Genomic DNA, 16003 nt, shown 5'->3' on the forward strand with positions numbered 1-16003 from the left:
TGATCAGTGTGTGCTCGGGGTGGGCAGTCCGTCGGTGAGCGGCGGCGGTGTGTTCGCGACTCCGTCGCCCGTTGCTCCGGCCGGCGTCTGCACCGGCGCGCCTTCGATGGTCGCCTTCGGCGCGGTGACCAGCGGAGTGTCGGTGATGAGCGCGTTCGGGACCGTCGAGCGTCCGATCGCGTCGACCGACGACGCACCGGCTGCGGCCGAGCCCGGGCCCAGCAGCGCGCCGTCGCTGAGGCGGAGGTAGCTCGGCGATTCCTCGATCACCATGCCCAGTGCCGACGCGTTGGCGGCGAGGTATTGCGGTGAGCTGAGGCCGGCGACCTCGTCGTACAGGATCTGCTTCTGCCATGAGAGCTCCCGCTGCTGCTGCGTCAGCGTCGACAGCTCGTACGAGCCCTGTGTCGTGACGATCGACAGGGCCATCTGCGCGGCACCGATCAGCAGGGCTCCCAAGAGCGCCACGATGCCGTACATCAGACGCGGCCGGCGACGTCGGGCGGGCTCCTCGACGACGCGGAGGCGACGCCCGGTCACCTCCCGGCGAATCGGCGCGCCGACGCTCGACGCGGCAGCCGTACTCAGTGTGCTCACGCGGCATCCCTCACTCGCTCGGCGGCGCGCAGTCGCACCGGTGTGGCGCGCGGGTTGCGCGCGCGTTCCTCGTCTGAGGCGAGTTCGGCGCCTTTGACCAGCAGCCGGAAGCGCGGTGCGTGCTCCGGCAGTTCGACCGGGAGTCCCGCGGGGGAAGTGGACGCGGTCGCGCGGGCGAGTTCGCGCTTGACGATCCGGTCCTCCAGCGACTGGTATGACATCACGACGATGCGTCCGCCGACCGGCAGCCTCTCCAGCGCCGCCGGGATGGCCCGCTCGAGCACGCTGAGCTCGCCGTTGACTTCGATGCGCAGTGCCTGGAAGACGCGCTTGGCCGGGTGCCCCGCACGCTGCGCGGCGTACGGCGTGGCAGCGACCAGGATGTCCACGAGCTGGCCGGAGCGCTCGATCGGCACTTCGTCACGTGACCGGATGATCGCCCGCGCATACCGCCCGGAGAGCTTCTCTTCGCCATATCGTTCGAAGATGCGGCGAAGCTCGCCTTCGCTGTACGTGGCCAGCACATAGGAGGCCATCGGGCCGGTCGTCTGATCCATGCGCATGTCCAGCGGCGCATCCTGCGAGTACGCGAATCCCCGGTCTGCGACATCCAGCTGCAGCGACGAGACGCCGAGATCGAACAGGATGCCGTCGGCCGCGTCGAACCCGCTCTCCTTGAGCGCCGCGTCGATGCCGTCGTAGACCGTGTGGACGAGGTGCACGCGATCACCGAAGCCGGCCAGCCGTTCGCCCGCGATGCGCAGCGCGTCCTGGTCGCGATCGAGGCCGACGAGGTTCACCTCCGGGAAGCGCTTCAGAAGCGCCTCGGAGTGGCCGCCCATCCCGAGCGTCGCATCGACGAGGACCGCTCCTTCGCGCGTGAGCGCAGGGGCGAGGAGCTCGACGCAGCGCTCGAGCAGAACCGGGGTGTGGATATCGCCGAGGCTCATGATGTGCGGGCGGTGTCCCCAGATCCTGATCCCCATCCGCTCCTACCTGGCACCGGGGAAGTGCGCCAGGGGTGAGCGGCTGGGAGTCAGGGTCGGGGGCTCAGAACAGGCCCGGGATCACCTCCTGCTCGAGCTCGGCGTAGCTTTCCTCGTTGCCCTCGGCGTAGGCGCTCCACGCGTCGGCGTTCCAGATCTCGGCGTGGGCGCCGACACCGGTGACGACGAGTTCCTTCTCGAGGCCGGCATAGGTGCGCAGCGTCGGCGGGATGGTGATCCGGTTCTGGCTGTCGGGCGTCTCGGCGCTCGCACCCGAGAGGAACATGCGCAGGAAGTCGCGTGCCTGCTTGTTGCTCAGCGGGGTCTCGCGGATCCGCTCGTGGATGCGCTCGAACTCGTCGGCGCTGAAGACGTACAGGCATCGCTCCTGGCCACGGGTGATGACGATGCCGTCGCCCAGATCATCGCGGAACTTGGCGGGGAGGATGACGCGGCCTTTGTCATCGAGCTTGGGAGTGTGCGTGCCCAGCAGCATCGGCCACCACCCCCTTCGTCCGGCCCCCGACGGGATAGCCGCCACTTTACTCCACTTTCCTCCACTTCGTAACCCGCGAGCGCCCCGGGACATAAAAAAGCACCGACCCGAAGGTCGGTGCTCTGGTACGGCGGGCGGGACGCTTAGGGCCCCTCCTGCCTCCGATCCCAGCGGTCGTTCATGCGATCCATGAACGACGGACTGGACGCGGTCTTCGGTGCCGGCCTGCCGGTGTCGACGGGCGTACGGGGAATACCGCGTGTGGGCGTCACTGCCAGGACTACGCCGCCCAGCATGACGACGAAGCCGAGGACGCCGACGACGATCAGCTGTGTCGACACGCCGACGATGAGGCCGCCGAGGCCGACGAGGACGAGGACGGTGCCGTACACGATGTTTCGATAGCTCAGCGTTCGACCATCGGTCGGCGCGCTCACCACATCGGCGTCATTGCGCATGAGATGGCGTTCCATCTCATCGAGCAGACGCTGCTCCTGTTCGGACAGTGGCATGCATCCCCCTCTGCTTGCTCGGATCACATGATTCTACGCGTGCCGTAGATCACTAGGCTAGGCCCGTGTCACAGTCCGAGGGTGCCGTATTGGCGGTTTCTCAGCGACTGGACATGTTCCTTTCTGCTCAGCGTGATGCCGCCGCTGAATTCGGCGCCGAAGCAGAGCTGTTCACGCAGTCCGGGATCGAGGCAGTCGGCGGCGGCAAGCGCCTCCGCGCACGTTTCTGCGTCGCGGGGTGGAGGGCAGTGGAGGAAGCTGTCGGGTCCGCCGGCGAACCGCCGGCCGCCGTGGTCGCCGCCTCCGCCGCGCTGGAGATCTTCCACGCCGCGGCCCTCGTCCATGACGACGTGATCGACAACTCCGACACGCGGCGCGGCCGCCCGGCCGCGCACCGCGGGATGGAGGCCGCACACGTGGAGAGCCGGTGGACCGGTGACGCCTCGGCGTTCGGTCGCTCCGGCGCGATCCTCCTCGGCGACCTACTCGTCGCGTGGAGCGACGACCTTCTCGAAGACGGTCTGGATGCAGCATCCCCCGCTCGCGCCCGCGCCGCCCGTCTGCAGTACGCGACCATGCGCCGCGAGGTGACGATCGGCCAGTTCCTGGACATCGCCGAGGAGTCGGCGTTCTCCACCCAGCCGGATGACACGCACGCCGAACGCGCGCTGCGCGTGGCTTCACTGAAATCGGCGCGCTACAGCATCCAGCAGCCGCTGTTGATCGGCGCCGCACTGGCGGGGGCCGACGACGCTCAACTGAACGCGTTGACCGAATTCGGACACCACGTGGGAATGGCCTTCCAACTGCGCGACGACGTCCTCGGCGTCTTCGGCGACGAGGCGGTCACCGGCAAGCCCTCGGGCGACGATCTGCGCGAGGGCAAGCGGACCGTGCTGGTCGCCTTCACCCGCGAGCGTCTCGACCGCGGAGCGCGCCGCACCGTCGACGAGCTGATCGGCGACCCGGAGCTCGAACCCTCGCAGATCGCCTCCCTGCAGCGCGCCATCATCGACACCGGAGCGCTGGAGCGCGTCGAGGAGCTGATCCAGGACTACTCGCGTCGTGCAGAGCGCTCACTCTCGGGCGCACGCTTGGGCAACGCCGCTGTCGGCGAACTGCGCGATCTCGCTCGCGCGGCGACGGTCCGCGCCACCTGAGGGTCAGGCCAGAGCCTGCGCCACCCGTCGGACTTCGCTCTTGCGGCCGGCGCGCAGCGCCTCGATGGGCGGGCCGCCGATCAGGTCTTCGTGCCCGAGCAGCCAGTCGATGGACTCGTCTGCGGAGAAGCCGGCGTCGTGCAACACGATCAGCGTGCCCCGCAGCGACACCAGCGGTTCGTCGTCGACGAGGAAGATCGCAGGGACCTTAAAGGTGCCATCCCTGCGCGAGCCGACGAGGTGGGAGTCATCCAGCAGGCGCCGCACGCGGCCGAGAGGTTCGTGCAGCACCTCGGCCAGTTCCGGAAGGGTCAGCCAGTCGGTCTCGGTGCGGGAGCCGTCAGTGGTCGCATCGTCTGCAGTCACATCAGCAACTATCCCACCTCATGCCCGCTCTCCGACACTTGCGTCGCGGAGCGGTCAGCGCGATGGTTTCACGGCGTTCACATTGGTCACACCAGTCACTTGCGTTGACACCTGTGCACTTCCGTGACACGGTAGCGGGGTCTGAAGAGGGGGGAAATCTCTTGCGAACGAGTCCTGACCGAGGCGCCACCGCCTATCGCCGCGCCCTGGCCGGCAGCATCCCCGCAGCCGTCGCCGGCTCGCTGACGCTGCTGCTGAGCGCTACTCCCGCGCATGCGGGCCAAGCCTCGGTGGCAGGCACCCACGATGCGATCGGCGAGCGGATGCTGCGCGTTCCGGCGTCGGTCGATCCATCCCCCGCGGTCCTCGGTCCGCGCGCCGTCGCCCTCCGGGTGCCGACCGAGGCATCGTCCGGCTACACCGTCGTCGCCGGCGACACGATCACCTCGATCGCCGCCGCACACGGGACGACCGTCGATGCCGTGTTCGCGGCGAACGGACTGAGCTGGTCCTCGATCATCTACCCGGGGCAGACGATCGCCATCCCGGGAGCGAGCGCGCCGGCAGAGGCCATCACCGCCCCGGCCGCCCCGCCGGCGGAGGTCGCACTACCGGTCACCGCCGGCGGATCGCACACCGTGAGCGCCGGTGACACGATCAGCTCGATCGCGGCCGCGTGCGGCCAGAGCGTCGACGCGGTCCTGACGGCGAACGCGCTCAACTGGTCCTCGATCATCTATCCGGGCGAAGTCCTGACGATCCCGGGGGCTCCGAGCTTCGAGCTCGCCGCCAGTCAGGCGCCGGCACCCCCGGCATCCGATCCCCTCGATGCCGAACAGATCGGCAACGCGCAGCTCATCATCGCGGTCGGACGCGAACTGGGCGTGCCGGACCGCGGGATCGCGATCGCTCTGGGCACCGCGATGCAGGAGTCATGGCTGCGCAACCTCGACTGGGGCGACCGCGACTCGCTCGGCCTGTTCCAGCAGCGACCGAGCACGGGCTGGGGCACTGAGGAAGAGGTGCGCGACCCGATCCGCTCGACGCGTGCGTTCTTCGGCGGGGCGTCCGACCCCAACGGCTACAGCACACTCGGCCTGCTGGATATCCCGGGCTGGGAGAGCATGTCGTTCGCCGATGCGGCCCAGGCGGTGCAGATCTCGGCGTACCCGGACCGGTATGCCGCGTGGGAACAGCCCGCGTACGCGTGGCTCGCCGCGCACGGCTGATCCGCACGCCGGTGAGGCGCTCCCCGGCCTCACAGGCACACGAACCTAGACTCGGATCGTGAGCACGAGTCAGCAGGCCGACCCGCTGATCGGCCGTCTCGTCGACGGCCGATACCGGGTCCGCGCGCGCATCGCGCGCGGCGGCATGGCGACCGTGTACGTCGCCACCGACCTGCGTCTGGAGCGCCGCATCGCGCTCAAGGTCATGCACGGGCACCTGAGCGATGACACCGTGTTCCAGAGCCGGTTCATCCAGGAGGCTCGCGCCGCCGCCCGACTGGCCGATCCACACGTGGTCAACGTGTTCGACCAGGGCCAGGACGGCGACATGGCCTACATGGTGATGGAGTACCTGCCGGGGATCACGCTCCGCGAGCTCATGCGCGAGCAGCGGCGGCTGACGATCCCCCAGACCATCACGATCATGGACGCGATCCTCTCTGGCCTCGCCGCCGCGCACCGTGCCGGTATCGTCCACCGCGACGTCAAGCCCGAGAACGTGCTGCTCGCCGAGGACGGACGAATCAAGATCGGCGACTTCGGCCTGGCGCGTGCCACCACCGCCAACACGGCGACGGGCGCGCAGCTGCTGGGCACGATCGCCTATCTGGCTCCGGAACTCGTGACGCGCGGAACCGCCGACGCCCGCAGCGACATCTACGCCCTGGGCATCATGCTCTACGAGATGCTCACCGGCGAGCAGCCGTATAAGGGCGAACAGCCGATGCAGATCGCGTTCCAGCACGCGACGGATTCGGTGCCCCGACCCAGCGTGAAGAACCCGGGTGTGCCCGAGCCGCTGGACGAGCTCGTGCTGTGGGCGACCGAGAAGAACCCCGACGACCGGCCCCTCGATGCCCGCCAGATGCTCGACCGGCTGCGCGAGATCGAACACGAACTCGGCATCGCGCCGCAGGTCGCACGGACGGTCTCCACGAGCATCATCCGCGACGAGCAGGGCAAGGGCGCTTCCGGCGATCTGACCCAGGTGCTGCCGGCGGCGCTCACCGGTCCGACGGCGGCCGTCGACGACACTGACAATGCGACGCGCTTGCGCGCGGTGACCAAGAAGCGCACCGCACGAGGGGCGTGGCTGGTGGGCCTCGTCCTGCTGCTGACGGCGCTGGCCGGCGGCGCGGGATGGTGGTTCGGGTCGGGTCCGGGTTCGCAGGTGGCCGTGCCCGAGCTGGCCGGCCGCACCTTCGCCGAGGCCCAGCAGCTGCTCGCCGAGCGGTCGCTCCTCGCCGAAGAGGTGCCGACGTACAGCCTCGACGTGCAGCCGGGACTCGTCGTGGAGACCGATCCCGGCCCGGGCGGACGACTGGACAAGGACGCAGCCGTGCGGGTGATGGTCTCGCAGGGTCCGCAGCCGGTGCAGTTGGAATCCCTCGCCGGCCGCGGGGCGGCGGACGCACGCGGCATCGCCGAGGCGTCGCAGATCACGGTCGCCGAGGACGTACCGGAGTTCTCCGACGAGGTCTCGGCCGATACGGTGATCGCCGCGACAGCGGCGCCGCGTGCTGGGGGCGACGCGGTCGACTGCAGCGCCGGCTGCAGCATCCTCCAGGGTGACACCCTGACGCTGGTCGTCTCTGTCGGCAGCGTGCCCGACGTCGCCGGTTTGAGTGAGTCAGACGCCACCGGCGCCCTGAATGACAGGGATCTGAGTGTGAACCCGGACAGCAACTTCGTCTTCGACGACGACGTTCCCGAGGGCCGCGTCCTCGGGATCGCGGAACGCGACGGCGGTGGGGCGTGGCGTCCGGGTGACACCGTGCAGCTCATCGTGTCGCAGGGTCCCGAGCTGTTTGAAGTCCCCGATGTCGTCGGCGGAACGCTCGCGGAGGCCCGCCAGACGCTCGAGGCCGCTGGGTTCACGATCTCGTACAGCCCGTTCTGGAACGCCATCGTCGATGCCCTGACCCGCGTCACGGACACGAGCCCGAAGCCGGGCGACATGGCGCCCGCCGGAGCGACGATCGCTCTGACGATCACGTCGACCTTCTGAGCCCTCGCCCTGCTCGAAGGCCGGCTCGCCGCCCTCCCGGCTCGCCGCCCTCACGCCCTTCCGGCTCGCCGCCCTGCCTCCCGCCCTCCCTCACGCCCTCCACCTCCCTCCCGCCCTTCCGCCCTCCCGCGAGACTTCGCAGATGTCACGTTCTGCGGGCTCGAATCGCACAATCGTGAAGTCTCGCGGGCTCACCGAGACTCGAGCCTGAAGTACTGGCCCGCGAGCGCTCGCCGAACGCGGGCGGCGAGGTCCGAACAGTCCGGCACGAGATCGTGTGCACCCACTTGGATGACGTGGTATCCGGCATCCTGCATCAACTGCACCCGATGCAGATCGTCCAGCCACTGCTTCCGATCCGACCGATGATGATCGCCCTGGTACTCCAGCACGACCCTCGCGTCGGGGTAGCCGAGGTCGGCGTGGCGAAGCCCCGACGCGGTCATGACCGGGACCTGCACGTCCGGCTCGGGCAGACCGCACGCCATCAGCCCGAGACGCAGTGCAGTCTCTTTCGGCGAATGCGCTCCCGCGCGGGCGAGCTCGAGCGCGATCGTCAGGGCCTTCGTGCCGCGGGCTCCGCGATTGCAGCGCAGTGCGCTCTGCAGATCCTCACGAGTGCACAGCGGCAGGCGCGCGCGGCGGACATACGGACCGGTCAGCAGGAAGTCGGCGGCAGCCACGAGCCGCGGCAGACTCAGATTGCGTTTGCGGCCGGTCTCGGCATCCGTGCCGGTGGCGCCGGGCACGGCGAGTTGGCACCACACCTCGGCCGGCGCGATGAGCGGGATCAGCCCGAGCACCGTCCGATCGATGTCGGTGCGCCTCGTCTCCCAGCCCACGACGTTCGGGCGCCGCGTCGGCGCCGCCTCGCGGATCGCGATGACGTGGAGAGGTTCGCTCGCGCTCCAGCGCGTCGGCAATGGAATCCCCCAGATGCGCGCAGCCGTCAGGTGGCTGAACCAGCGATCAGGACCGAGAAGCTGCGCGAAGGTCTCGCACCGCGAACGCAGGTCCGCGTCCTCGGCATACGGCAGGTAGAGGCCGTGGTGGGGGTGCCCGACGTCGTCGGCGCGGAGCCTGCGCCGTGAGATGCCCGCCTCCGCCGCCTCGGCGGCCCGGAACGGGCCGACGGTGAGAGAGTGCGGAAGCGGACGACGGGCCACGACCCGATGATCGCGGTTCCCCGGCGCCCGCGGCGGATCTTTCCACAGCGCTCGCCCGCCGGCCCGCGAGACTTTACGAACGACGCGAAACGCGTCGCCGATCGAGACATTTGCGAGGTCTCGCGGGCGCGAGACGCCTCGCCGGTGCGCGGAGGCGCGTCGCGGGCGCGAGGCGCGTCGCGCGCGACGGGCGGGCGGTGGCGCCTCGCGTACGAAGGCGGCGCGAGCGGGGTACGACAGCGCCCGCGGGGTCCGGATGCCGGACCCGGCGCGGTCAGCGCTTCTCGAGCTCCTCGGCCACCAGGAACGCCAGCTCCAGGCTCTGCATGTGGTTCAGGCGCGGGTCGCACAGGCTCTCGTAGCGGGTCGCGAGGGTGGCCTCGTCGATCATCTCCGAGCCGCCGAGGCACTCGGTGACGTCATCGCCGGTGAGTTCGACGTGGATGCCGCCGGGATGCGTGCCGACCGCGCGGTGCGCGTCGAAGAATCCGCGGACCTCGTCCACGACGTCGTCGAACCGACGCGTCTTGTAGCCGGTGGGCGTCGTGATCCCGTTGCCGTGCATCGGGTCGGTCACCCACAGGGGCGTCGCCCCGGAGTCGCGGACGGCGGCCAGCAGGGGCGGCAGTGCGTCGCGGATCTTGCCCGCTCCCATCCGCGTGATGAACGTCAGGCGCCCGGGCTCGCGCTCCGGGTCGAGCTTGTCGATCAGGGCGAGTGCGTCGTCCGGGGTCGTCGACGGGCCGAGCTTCACACCGATCGGGTTGCGGATCTTGGAGAAGTAGTCCACGTGCGCCCCGTCGAGTTCGCGCGTGCGCTCCCCGATCCACAGAAAATGCGCCGAGGTGTTGTACGGCGTGCCGGTGCGTGAGTCGATGCGGGTCATCGGACGCTCGTAGTCCATGAGCAGACCCTCGTGGCCGGTGTAGAACTCCACACCGCGCAGTTCGTCGAAGTTCGCTCCGGCGGCCTCCATGAACTTGATGGCGCGGTCGATCTCACCGGCGAGACGCTCGTACGCCTGGTTGGCCGGGTTCTTGGCAAAGCCCTGATTCCAGCTGTGCACCTCGCGCAGGTCGGCGAAGCCGCCCTGGGTGAACGCGCGGATGAGATTGATCGTCGACGCGGCCGTGTGGTAGCCCTTGAGCAGTCGCGCCGGGTCGGCGCGACGCGAGGCCTCGGTGAAATCGAATCCGTTGACGATGTCGCCGCGGTAGGCCGGGAGCGTCACGTCGCCGCGTGTCTCGGTGTCCGAGGAGCGGGGTTTGGCGAACTGCCCCGCCATGCGGCCCATCTTCACGACCGGCATCGAAGCGCCGTAGGTCAGGACGACCGCCATCTGCAGCACGGTCTTGATGCGGTTGCGGATCTGCTCGGCGGTGGCACCGGCGAAGGTCTCGGCGCAGTCGCCGCCCTGCAGGAGGAAGGCGTTGCCGGATGCCGCGCGCGCGAGCCTCTCGCGAAGATTGTCGACCTCGCCCGCGAAGACCAGCGGCGGCAGCGTCGCGATCTCGGCGGAGACCTCGGCGACCGCCTCGGCGTCGTACCAGGTGGGCTGCTGCTTGATGGGGAGGGTACGCCAGTGGTCGAGGGTGTCCGGCTGCTGAGGCATCCGCTCAGTCTAGCCGCGCGGCGCGTACCCCCGTCGCGTGTGTCAGGCCGCCGGCGGGGTGACCGGCGCGGCGCCGACGGCTTCGATCGGCGCGGCCGATGCGGCGGCGGACGCTGCCCGGTTCTTGACCGTGGACGCGTAGACGTCGTCGTAGCGCTGCTCGCCGAGGCGCTGCAGCGCGACCATGATCTCGTCGGTGACCGAGCGCAGAATGTAGCGGTCGCCCTCCATGCCGGCGAAGCGGGAGAAGTCCAGAGGCTCGCCGATGACCATGCCGACCCGGCCGACGCGAGGGATGCTGCGGCCGATCGGCATGATGGCATCGGTGTCCACCATCACCACCGGGATCACCGGCACGTGCGCCTCGAGCGCCATGCGCGCGATTCCGGTGCGGCCGCGGTACAGGTTGCCGTCCGGGCTGCGGGTGCCCTCGGGGTAGATGCCGAGCAGGTCGCCCCGGCCGAGCACCTGCAGGCCGGTGTTCAGCGATGCTTCCGAGGCCTTTCCGCCGGTGCGGTCGATCGGGATCTGACCGGTCGCCTTCATGAACATCCGGGTGGCCCAGCCCTTGAGCCCCTTGCCGGTGAAGTAGTCGCTCTTGGCGAGGAAGGACATCGGCCGGTCTATCATCAGCGGCAGGAACACCGAGTCCGAGACCGACAGGTGATTGCTCGCGAGGATCGCGGCACCGTCGGCGGGGACGTTCTTGCGACCGACGATCCACGGGCGGAAGATCGCCTTCACGATCGGACCGATCACGATGTATTTCATCAGCCAGTAGAACATCCGTCAGTACTCCCCACCCGGCCGCACCGTCGCCAGATCGGCCGCGCCGATGAGCCCGGCATCGTTGCCCAGCTGGGCGATGGCGAATTGCGCGACCGGACGATCGCCGTAGCCGGGCAACGAGGTCTCGTAGGCGATCCGGACGGGGCCGAGCAGATCCTCGCCGAGCTGTGCGACTCCCCCGCCGATGACGAACAGCTCGGGGTCGAGAACCGCCTGGAAGCCGCCGCATGCTTCGCCGAGCGCAGTCGCGACGCGCAGCAGCGCCTCGGTGGCGCCGGGGTCGCCGGCAAGCACCAGCCGTGAGATCGCCGGGCCGGACAACGTGCCCTTCTGCGTGCGCACCGCCGCCAGGCCGGCACCGATGCCGTCGGCCTCGCCGTCGGCGATCGCGTTGGCCTCGCGTTGCAGCGCGCGTCCGGAGGCGTACTGCTCGAGGCATCCGCTCTGGCCGCATCCGCACGGGATCCCGTCGCGGATGAAGCGCAGATGACCGAGTTCGGCCGCGATGCCGTGCCCGCCTCGATACAGCAGGCCGTTCGCGATCACAGCCCCGCCGACACCGGTGCCCATCGTGAGCATGACCATGTCATCGACCCCGCGGCCGGCGCCGAAGCGGAATTCCGCCCAGCCCGCCGCGTTCGCGTCGTTCTCGATGATCACCGGCATGTCGATGCCGGCCTCGAGGCTCGCCTTGAGCGGCTCGTTGCGCCACGCGATGTTCGGTGCGTGGATGACGGACGCCCGTTCACGGTCGATGAATCCGGCAGCGGCCACGCCGACTCCGGCGACGTCGTGCGCGGCGCTCAGGTGCCGCGTCATGTCGATGACCGCGTCCGCCAGCGCGCGGGTGTCGGTGGGCGTGTCCACCCGGAGCTTCTCGACGATGCGCCCTTCGGCATCGACGACGCCACCGGCGATCTTCGTGCCCCCGATGTCGATACCGACGTTCAGCACCGCATCCCCTTCCCGGCCGGCGCTCGGGCGACGGCGTCTTGCAGTCTATCCACGGCGCGGGTCCGCTCCCCTGCCGAGCGGTGGCGGGCGCCGGAAAGGCCCCAGACCGCCTCGGATACACTCGAAGGGATTCCACCCGAGAATGCAACCGGTACCGAAGGAGCTGCCGTGGTTCAATTCGAAGTCCCCGCCATCGTCCCCGCCGACCCGCAGGCGAATGTCACCGACCTGCTCGTCGAGCGCGTCAAGGCGACCCCGCAACTCGCCCTGTTCGCCGTCCCGGACGGCGACGGCTGGCGCGACATCACCGCCGCCGAATTCCACCGGCAGGTGATCGCTCTTGCCAAGGGCCTGGTCGCCGCCGGGATCGAACCCGGCGACAAGGTCGGCTTCATCGCCCGCACGACCTACGACTGGACGCTCGTGGATTTCGCGATCTTCTTCGCCGGCGCCGTGATGGTCCCCATCTACGAGACCAGTTCCCCCGCCCAGATCGCGTGGAACATCACCGACTCCGGCGCGATCGCCGTGATCTCGGAACTGCCCGACCACTCCGCGCGACTGGATGAGGTCCGCTCCGAGCTGCCGCTGATCCGCTCCGTCTGGGACATGCACCGCGGCGACCTCGACAAGCTGGTCGCCCAGGGCAAGGACGTCTCGGACGAGGAGATCGAGCGGCGCCGCAATCTCGCCAACGGTGCCGACATCGCGACGCTCATCTACACCTCGGGCTCGACCGGTCGTCCGAAGGGATGCGTGCTGACGCACAGCAACTTCGTGGAGCTGATCCGCAACTCCTCGAAGGCGCTGCGCGAGGTCGTCGAGACGCCGGGCGCGTCCACGCTCCTGTTCATCACGACTGCGCACATCTTCGCTCGGTTCATCTCGATCCTCGACATCCACGCCGGGGTGAAGACCGGACACCAGCCGGACACCAAGCAGCTGCTCCCCGCTCTCGGCTCCTTCAAGCCGACGTTCCTGCTTGCCGTGCCGCGCGTCTTCGAGAAGGTCTACAACTCGGCCGAGCAGAAGGCCGAAGCGGGCGGCAAGGGGAAGATCTTCCGGGCCGCCGCGCACACCGCCATCGAGCACTCGAAGCTCCTGCAGGACGGCGGGAAGATCCCGTTCGGCATGAAGATCAAATTCGCACTGTTCGACCGTCTCGTCTACAGCAAGCTGCGCACCGCGATGGGCGGCAACGTGGTCTACGCCGTCTCGGGCTCCGCTCCCCTCGGCCCGCGACTCGGCCACTTCTTCCACAGCCTGGGCGTCACGATCCTCGAGGGCTACGGCCTGACGGAGACGACCGCCCCGGCGACGGTGAACCTCGCGACCAAGTCGAAGATCGGCACCGTGGGCCCGGCGCTGCCGGGTGTCGGCATCCGCCTCGCCGACGACGGCGAGATCCAGGTGCGCGGCGTCAACGTGTTCAAGGAGTACTGGCGCAACCCCGAGGCGACCGCTGCCACCTTCGACGGCGACTGGTTCAAGACCGGCGACATCGGCACGTTCGACTCCGAGGGCTTCCTCACGATCACGGGGCGCAAGAAGGAGATCCTCGTCACGGCGGGCGGCAAGAACGTCGCACCCGCGACCCTGGAAGATCCGATCCGGGCCAACCCGATCGTCGGCCAGGTCGTCGTCGTCGGCGATCAGAGGCCGTTCATCGGTGCGCTCATCACCCTGGACAGCGAGATGCTGCCGACGTGGCTCGCGAACAACGGGCTGTCCGCCGACATGTCACTGGCCGACGCCGCCAAGAATCCCGCGGTGCACGCCGAAGTCCAGCGGGCGGTCGACATCGCCAACAAGCACGTCTCGCGGGCGGAGTCCATCCGCAAGTTCACGATCCTGCCGATCGAATGGACCGAGGCGAGCGGTCACCTGACGCCGAAGATGAGCATCAAGCGCAACGTGATCATGGACGACTTCTCCGACGAGGTCACCGCGATCTACGAAGTGCCGGTCAGCACCACCAACGTGTCGCTGAAGTAGCGCCTAGAACCACGCGGATTCGCGGATCTCGCGCATCGCGATCCGTCTCGTCTCGGCGGGAAGCCTGTCCAGGTACAGCTTCCCGTCGAGATGATCCGTCTCGTGCTGCAGCGCCTGCGCCATCAGGCCGTCGCCCTCGAGCCGCACCTCGTTGCCGTCGACGTCGATGCCGACGACCACGGCGTGCGGATACCGCAGCGCGTCATGCCACAGACCGGGCACGGAGAGGCATCCCTCCCCGACCAGCTCGGGTTCGCCGGACACCTCGACGAGCTCGGGGTTGAGCACATACCCGATCTCGCCGTCGACGTTGTAGCTGAAGGCGCGCAGCCCGACGCCGATCTGCGGCGCCGCGACGCCGGCACGGCCGGGCAGCTCGACGGTCTCGACGAGATCGCGGACGAGGGCGCGGACGCCGTCGTCGATCTCGTCGATCGGCGCACTCTTGGCGCGCAGCACTGGGTCTCCGAACACACGAATCGCGCGGACGCTCATGGCGGGCGGCTACGCAGCCGAGGCGAGGCTGCGAAGCCCCTCGACGACGGTCGCTGCCAGTTCCCGCGCCGCCTGCCGGGTCGCCGGCTGCAGCTCGCGGAACGAGATGGCGCTTCCTGCGGCGATGTGCGGGTCGTACGGCATGCGCACGACGGAGCGCGCCCGCGAACGGAAGTGCGACTCGAGCTCGTCCAGCTGCACGAGCGGGGTGCCGGGTCGGGCCGTGTTCAGGACGATGACGGCGTTGCGGACCTGCGTTGCGTAGCCGTTCGTCTCCAGCCACGTCAGCGTCTCGGAGGCGAGCCGCGCCTCGTCGACGCTGAGCCCGGCGACGATGACGATCTGATCGGCCAGGTCGAGGGTCGCACCCATGACGGAGTGGACGATGCCCGTGCCGGTGTCGGTGAGCACGATCGAATAGTAGTGCGCGGCCAGACTCGCGACGTCGTGGTAGTCGCGGTCGTTGAACGCCTCGGACACCCGCGGGTCGGTGTCCGATGCCAGCACATCCAGGCGCGTCTCGTCGCGAGCGACGATGTCCGAGATGTCGTTGTAGCCGGTGACCTCGGCGCGCACCTTCACCAGGTCGCGGACGGTCTTCCCGCTGGAGCGGGCGATGCGCTCGGCGAGGGTGCCGCGGTCGGGGTTCGCATCGACCGCGATGATGCGGTCGTCCCGGGCGTCGGCCAGCGCCATGCCGAGGAGCGTCGTGATCGTCGTCTTGCCCACGCCGCCCTTGCGCGAGAGCACCGGCACGAAGCGGGCGCCGCCGTTCAGCGGTGCCGCGATCCGGCGGTCGAGTTCTTTGCGTGCCTTGGCGCGTTTGCCGTCGCCGAGGTTGATCCGTCGCCCGGAGATCGAGTAGACGAAGTGCTGCCACGCTCCCTCGGGCTCGGGGCGGACGATCTGGTGCGGATCGAGCAGACGGTCCGCCGTGAGCAGGTCGGCGGTTTCGCGTCCACCCTCGAACTCGCCGAGCCGCTTGGAGGTCATGGTGACGTCCGAGCGGGGCACGACGCGCTCGACCGCGCGCGCGCGATCGGGACGATCGGCTCCCTCGGCGTGCTGCGCTGCGCGCCGCGTGGTGGGGGTCGAGCCGGTGATGGGCACCGCGGCGGCGGTGGCGACGGCAGCTGTTGCGGGGACGGATGCATCGGGCAGCGGCGCTTCGGCGGCGATCGGTTCGACGGGGAGGGCATCGACGACGGATGCCTCGGCTCGAGCGGCATCGTCGATGGCGGCGTCCGCCTCGATCAAGATGTCCGCGGTGATGGGCTCGACATCCAGGCTGCGGGCGTCGGCGTCATCGGCGGTCGTCGCGTCGAGCGGCTCGTCCTCGACGTTCCATTCCTCGAGCACGGCGACGTCCGCGCCGTCATCCACGGAGCCGGCGACGGCTTCGATCTCGACGGCCTCGAACGCGACCTCATCGCCGATGACGTCGTCATCGTCGAAGTCCTCGTCGTTGCCGCCGGGCAGCGACACACTGACCTGCTCGGTCTGACCGCCGAGGATTCCGATGCCCGACGTGTCGAGACTCCCGCTGTCGGAGAGCACGCCGAGATCGACGTTCTCCGGGTCGTCGGGTGTCGTCTGGTCGGTCCGATCGGGCGTCACTGCGGGTATCTCCAAGACGTT

The 16003-nt window shown here is 69.3% G+C and carries 15 protein-coding genes; 4 read left to right on the forward strand and 11 right to left on the reverse strand.

The window, feature by feature from the left end:
• Positions 1–3: 3 nt before the first annotated feature.
• The 4 genes from BLT19_RS13800 to BLT19_RS13815 form a co-directional block, all read right to left on the reverse strand.
• On the reverse strand, positions 4–597 hold the full coding sequence (locus BLT19_RS13800; RefSeq protein WP_231917665.1) for a hypothetical protein: 594 nt from the start codon (positions 595–597) through the stop codon (positions 4–6).
• Positions 594–1547 carry a 16S rRNA (cytosine(1402)-N(4))-methyltransferase RsmH gene (gene rsmH / locus BLT19_RS13805; RefSeq protein ID WP_172825699.1) on the reverse strand — a complete coding sequence of 318 codons (954 nt, stop codon included), beginning with the start codon at positions 1545–1547 and terminating at the stop codon, positions 594–596. Before rsmH ends, BLT19_RS13800 begins: the two co-directional genes overlap by 4 nt.
• A 100-nt stretch (positions 1548–1647) precedes the next feature.
• Entirely contained in the window at positions 1648–2079 is a 432-nt protein-coding gene (gene mraZ, locus BLT19_RS13810; protein WP_091491344.1) for a division/cell wall cluster transcriptional repressor MraZ, read from the reverse strand.
• 143 nt (positions 2080–2222) lie between these two features.
• A complete protein-coding gene (locus BLT19_RS13815) occupies positions 2223–2591 on the reverse strand; it encodes a DUF3040 domain-containing protein (RefSeq protein WP_091491346.1) in 369 nt (122 codons plus the stop codon).
• 65 nt (positions 2592–2656) lie between these two features.
• On the opposite strand from BLT19_RS13815, the gene BLT19_RS13820 reads away from it, so the two are divergent.
• Positions 2657–3751, forward strand: coding sequence for a polyprenyl synthetase family protein (locus BLT19_RS13820; RefSeq protein WP_407939795.1), 1095 nt, complete (start codon positions 2657–2659; stop codon positions 3749–3751).
• Positions 3752–3754: 3 nt separating this feature from the next.
• On the opposite strand, the gene BLT19_RS13825 is transcribed toward BLT19_RS13820, so the two are convergent.
• Positions 3755–4117, reverse strand: a complete 363-nt coding sequence (locus tag BLT19_RS13825; protein WP_091491352.1) for an Rv2175c family DNA-binding protein — start codon at positions 4115–4117, stop codon at positions 3755–3757.
• Between the two features lie 161 nt (positions 4118–4278).
• Between BLT19_RS13825 and BLT19_RS13830 the strand changes: the two genes are divergently transcribed.
• Positions 4279–5346: a LysM peptidoglycan-binding domain-containing protein gene (locus BLT19_RS13830; protein WP_231917666.1), complete on the forward strand. Its 1068-nt coding sequence runs from the start codon at positions 4279–4281 to the stop codon at positions 5344–5346.
• Between the two features lie 58 nt (positions 5347–5404).
• Positions 5405–7354, forward strand: coding sequence for a Stk1 family PASTA domain-containing Ser/Thr kinase (pknB, locus tag BLT19_RS13835; RefSeq protein WP_091491357.1), 1950 nt, complete (start codon positions 5405–5407; stop codon positions 7352–7354).
• Positions 7355–7545: 191 nt separating this feature from the next.
• Here pknB and BLT19_RS13840 read toward each other — a convergent pair whose 3' ends face one another.
• The 4 genes from BLT19_RS13840 to BLT19_RS13855 all read right to left on the reverse strand — a co-directional run bounded on the left by BLT19_RS13840 (position 7546) and on the right by BLT19_RS13855 (position 11875).
• Positions 7546–8520 carry a hypothetical protein gene (locus tag BLT19_RS13840; protein WP_091491360.1) on the reverse strand — a complete coding sequence of 325 codons (975 nt, stop codon included), beginning with the start codon at positions 8518–8520 and terminating at the stop codon, positions 7546–7548.
• Positions 8521–8794: 274 nt separating this feature from the next.
• Positions 8795–10132 (reverse strand): class II 3-deoxy-7-phosphoheptulonate synthase, encoded by a 1338-nt coding sequence (locus tag BLT19_RS13845; RefSeq protein ID WP_091491362.1) that lies wholly within the window; start codon positions 10130–10132, stop codon positions 8795–8797.
• Positions 10133–10174: 42 nt separating this feature from the next.
• On the reverse strand, positions 10175–10918 hold the full coding sequence (locus tag BLT19_RS13850; protein ID WP_091491365.1) for a lysophospholipid acyltransferase family protein: 744 nt from the start codon (positions 10916–10918) through the stop codon (positions 10175–10177).
• A 3-nt stretch (positions 10919–10921) separates the two neighbouring features.
• Positions 10922–11875, reverse strand: a complete 954-nt coding sequence (locus tag BLT19_RS13855; protein WP_091491368.1) for an ROK family glucokinase — start codon at positions 11873–11875, stop codon at positions 10922–10924.
• A 168-nt stretch (positions 11876–12043) separates the two neighbouring features.
• Between BLT19_RS13855 and BLT19_RS13860 the strand changes: the two genes are divergently transcribed.
• A complete protein-coding gene (locus BLT19_RS13860; protein ID WP_091491371.1) occupies positions 12044–13870 on the forward strand; it encodes an AMP-dependent synthetase/ligase in 1827 nt (608 codons plus the stop codon).
• 3 nt (positions 13871–13873) lie between these two features.
• Here the strand turns inward: BLT19_RS13860 and BLT19_RS13865 are convergent, their stop codons facing one another.
• Entirely contained in the window at positions 13874–14365 is a 492-nt protein-coding gene (locus tag BLT19_RS13865; protein WP_091491374.1) for a peptide deformylase, read from the reverse strand.
• A 9-nt stretch (positions 14366–14374) separates the two neighbouring features.
• On the reverse strand, positions 14375–15982 hold the full coding sequence (locus BLT19_RS17785; RefSeq protein WP_172825632.1) for a MinD/ParA family ATP-binding protein: 1608 nt from the start codon (positions 15980–15982) through the stop codon (positions 14375–14377).
• Positions 15983–16003: the final 21 nt, after the last annotated feature.

The organism is Microbacterium pygmaeum, from assembly GCF_900100885.1.
Taxonomy (GTDB): domain Bacteria; phylum Actinomycetota; class Actinomycetes; order Actinomycetales; family Microbacteriaceae; genus Microbacterium; species Microbacterium pygmaeum.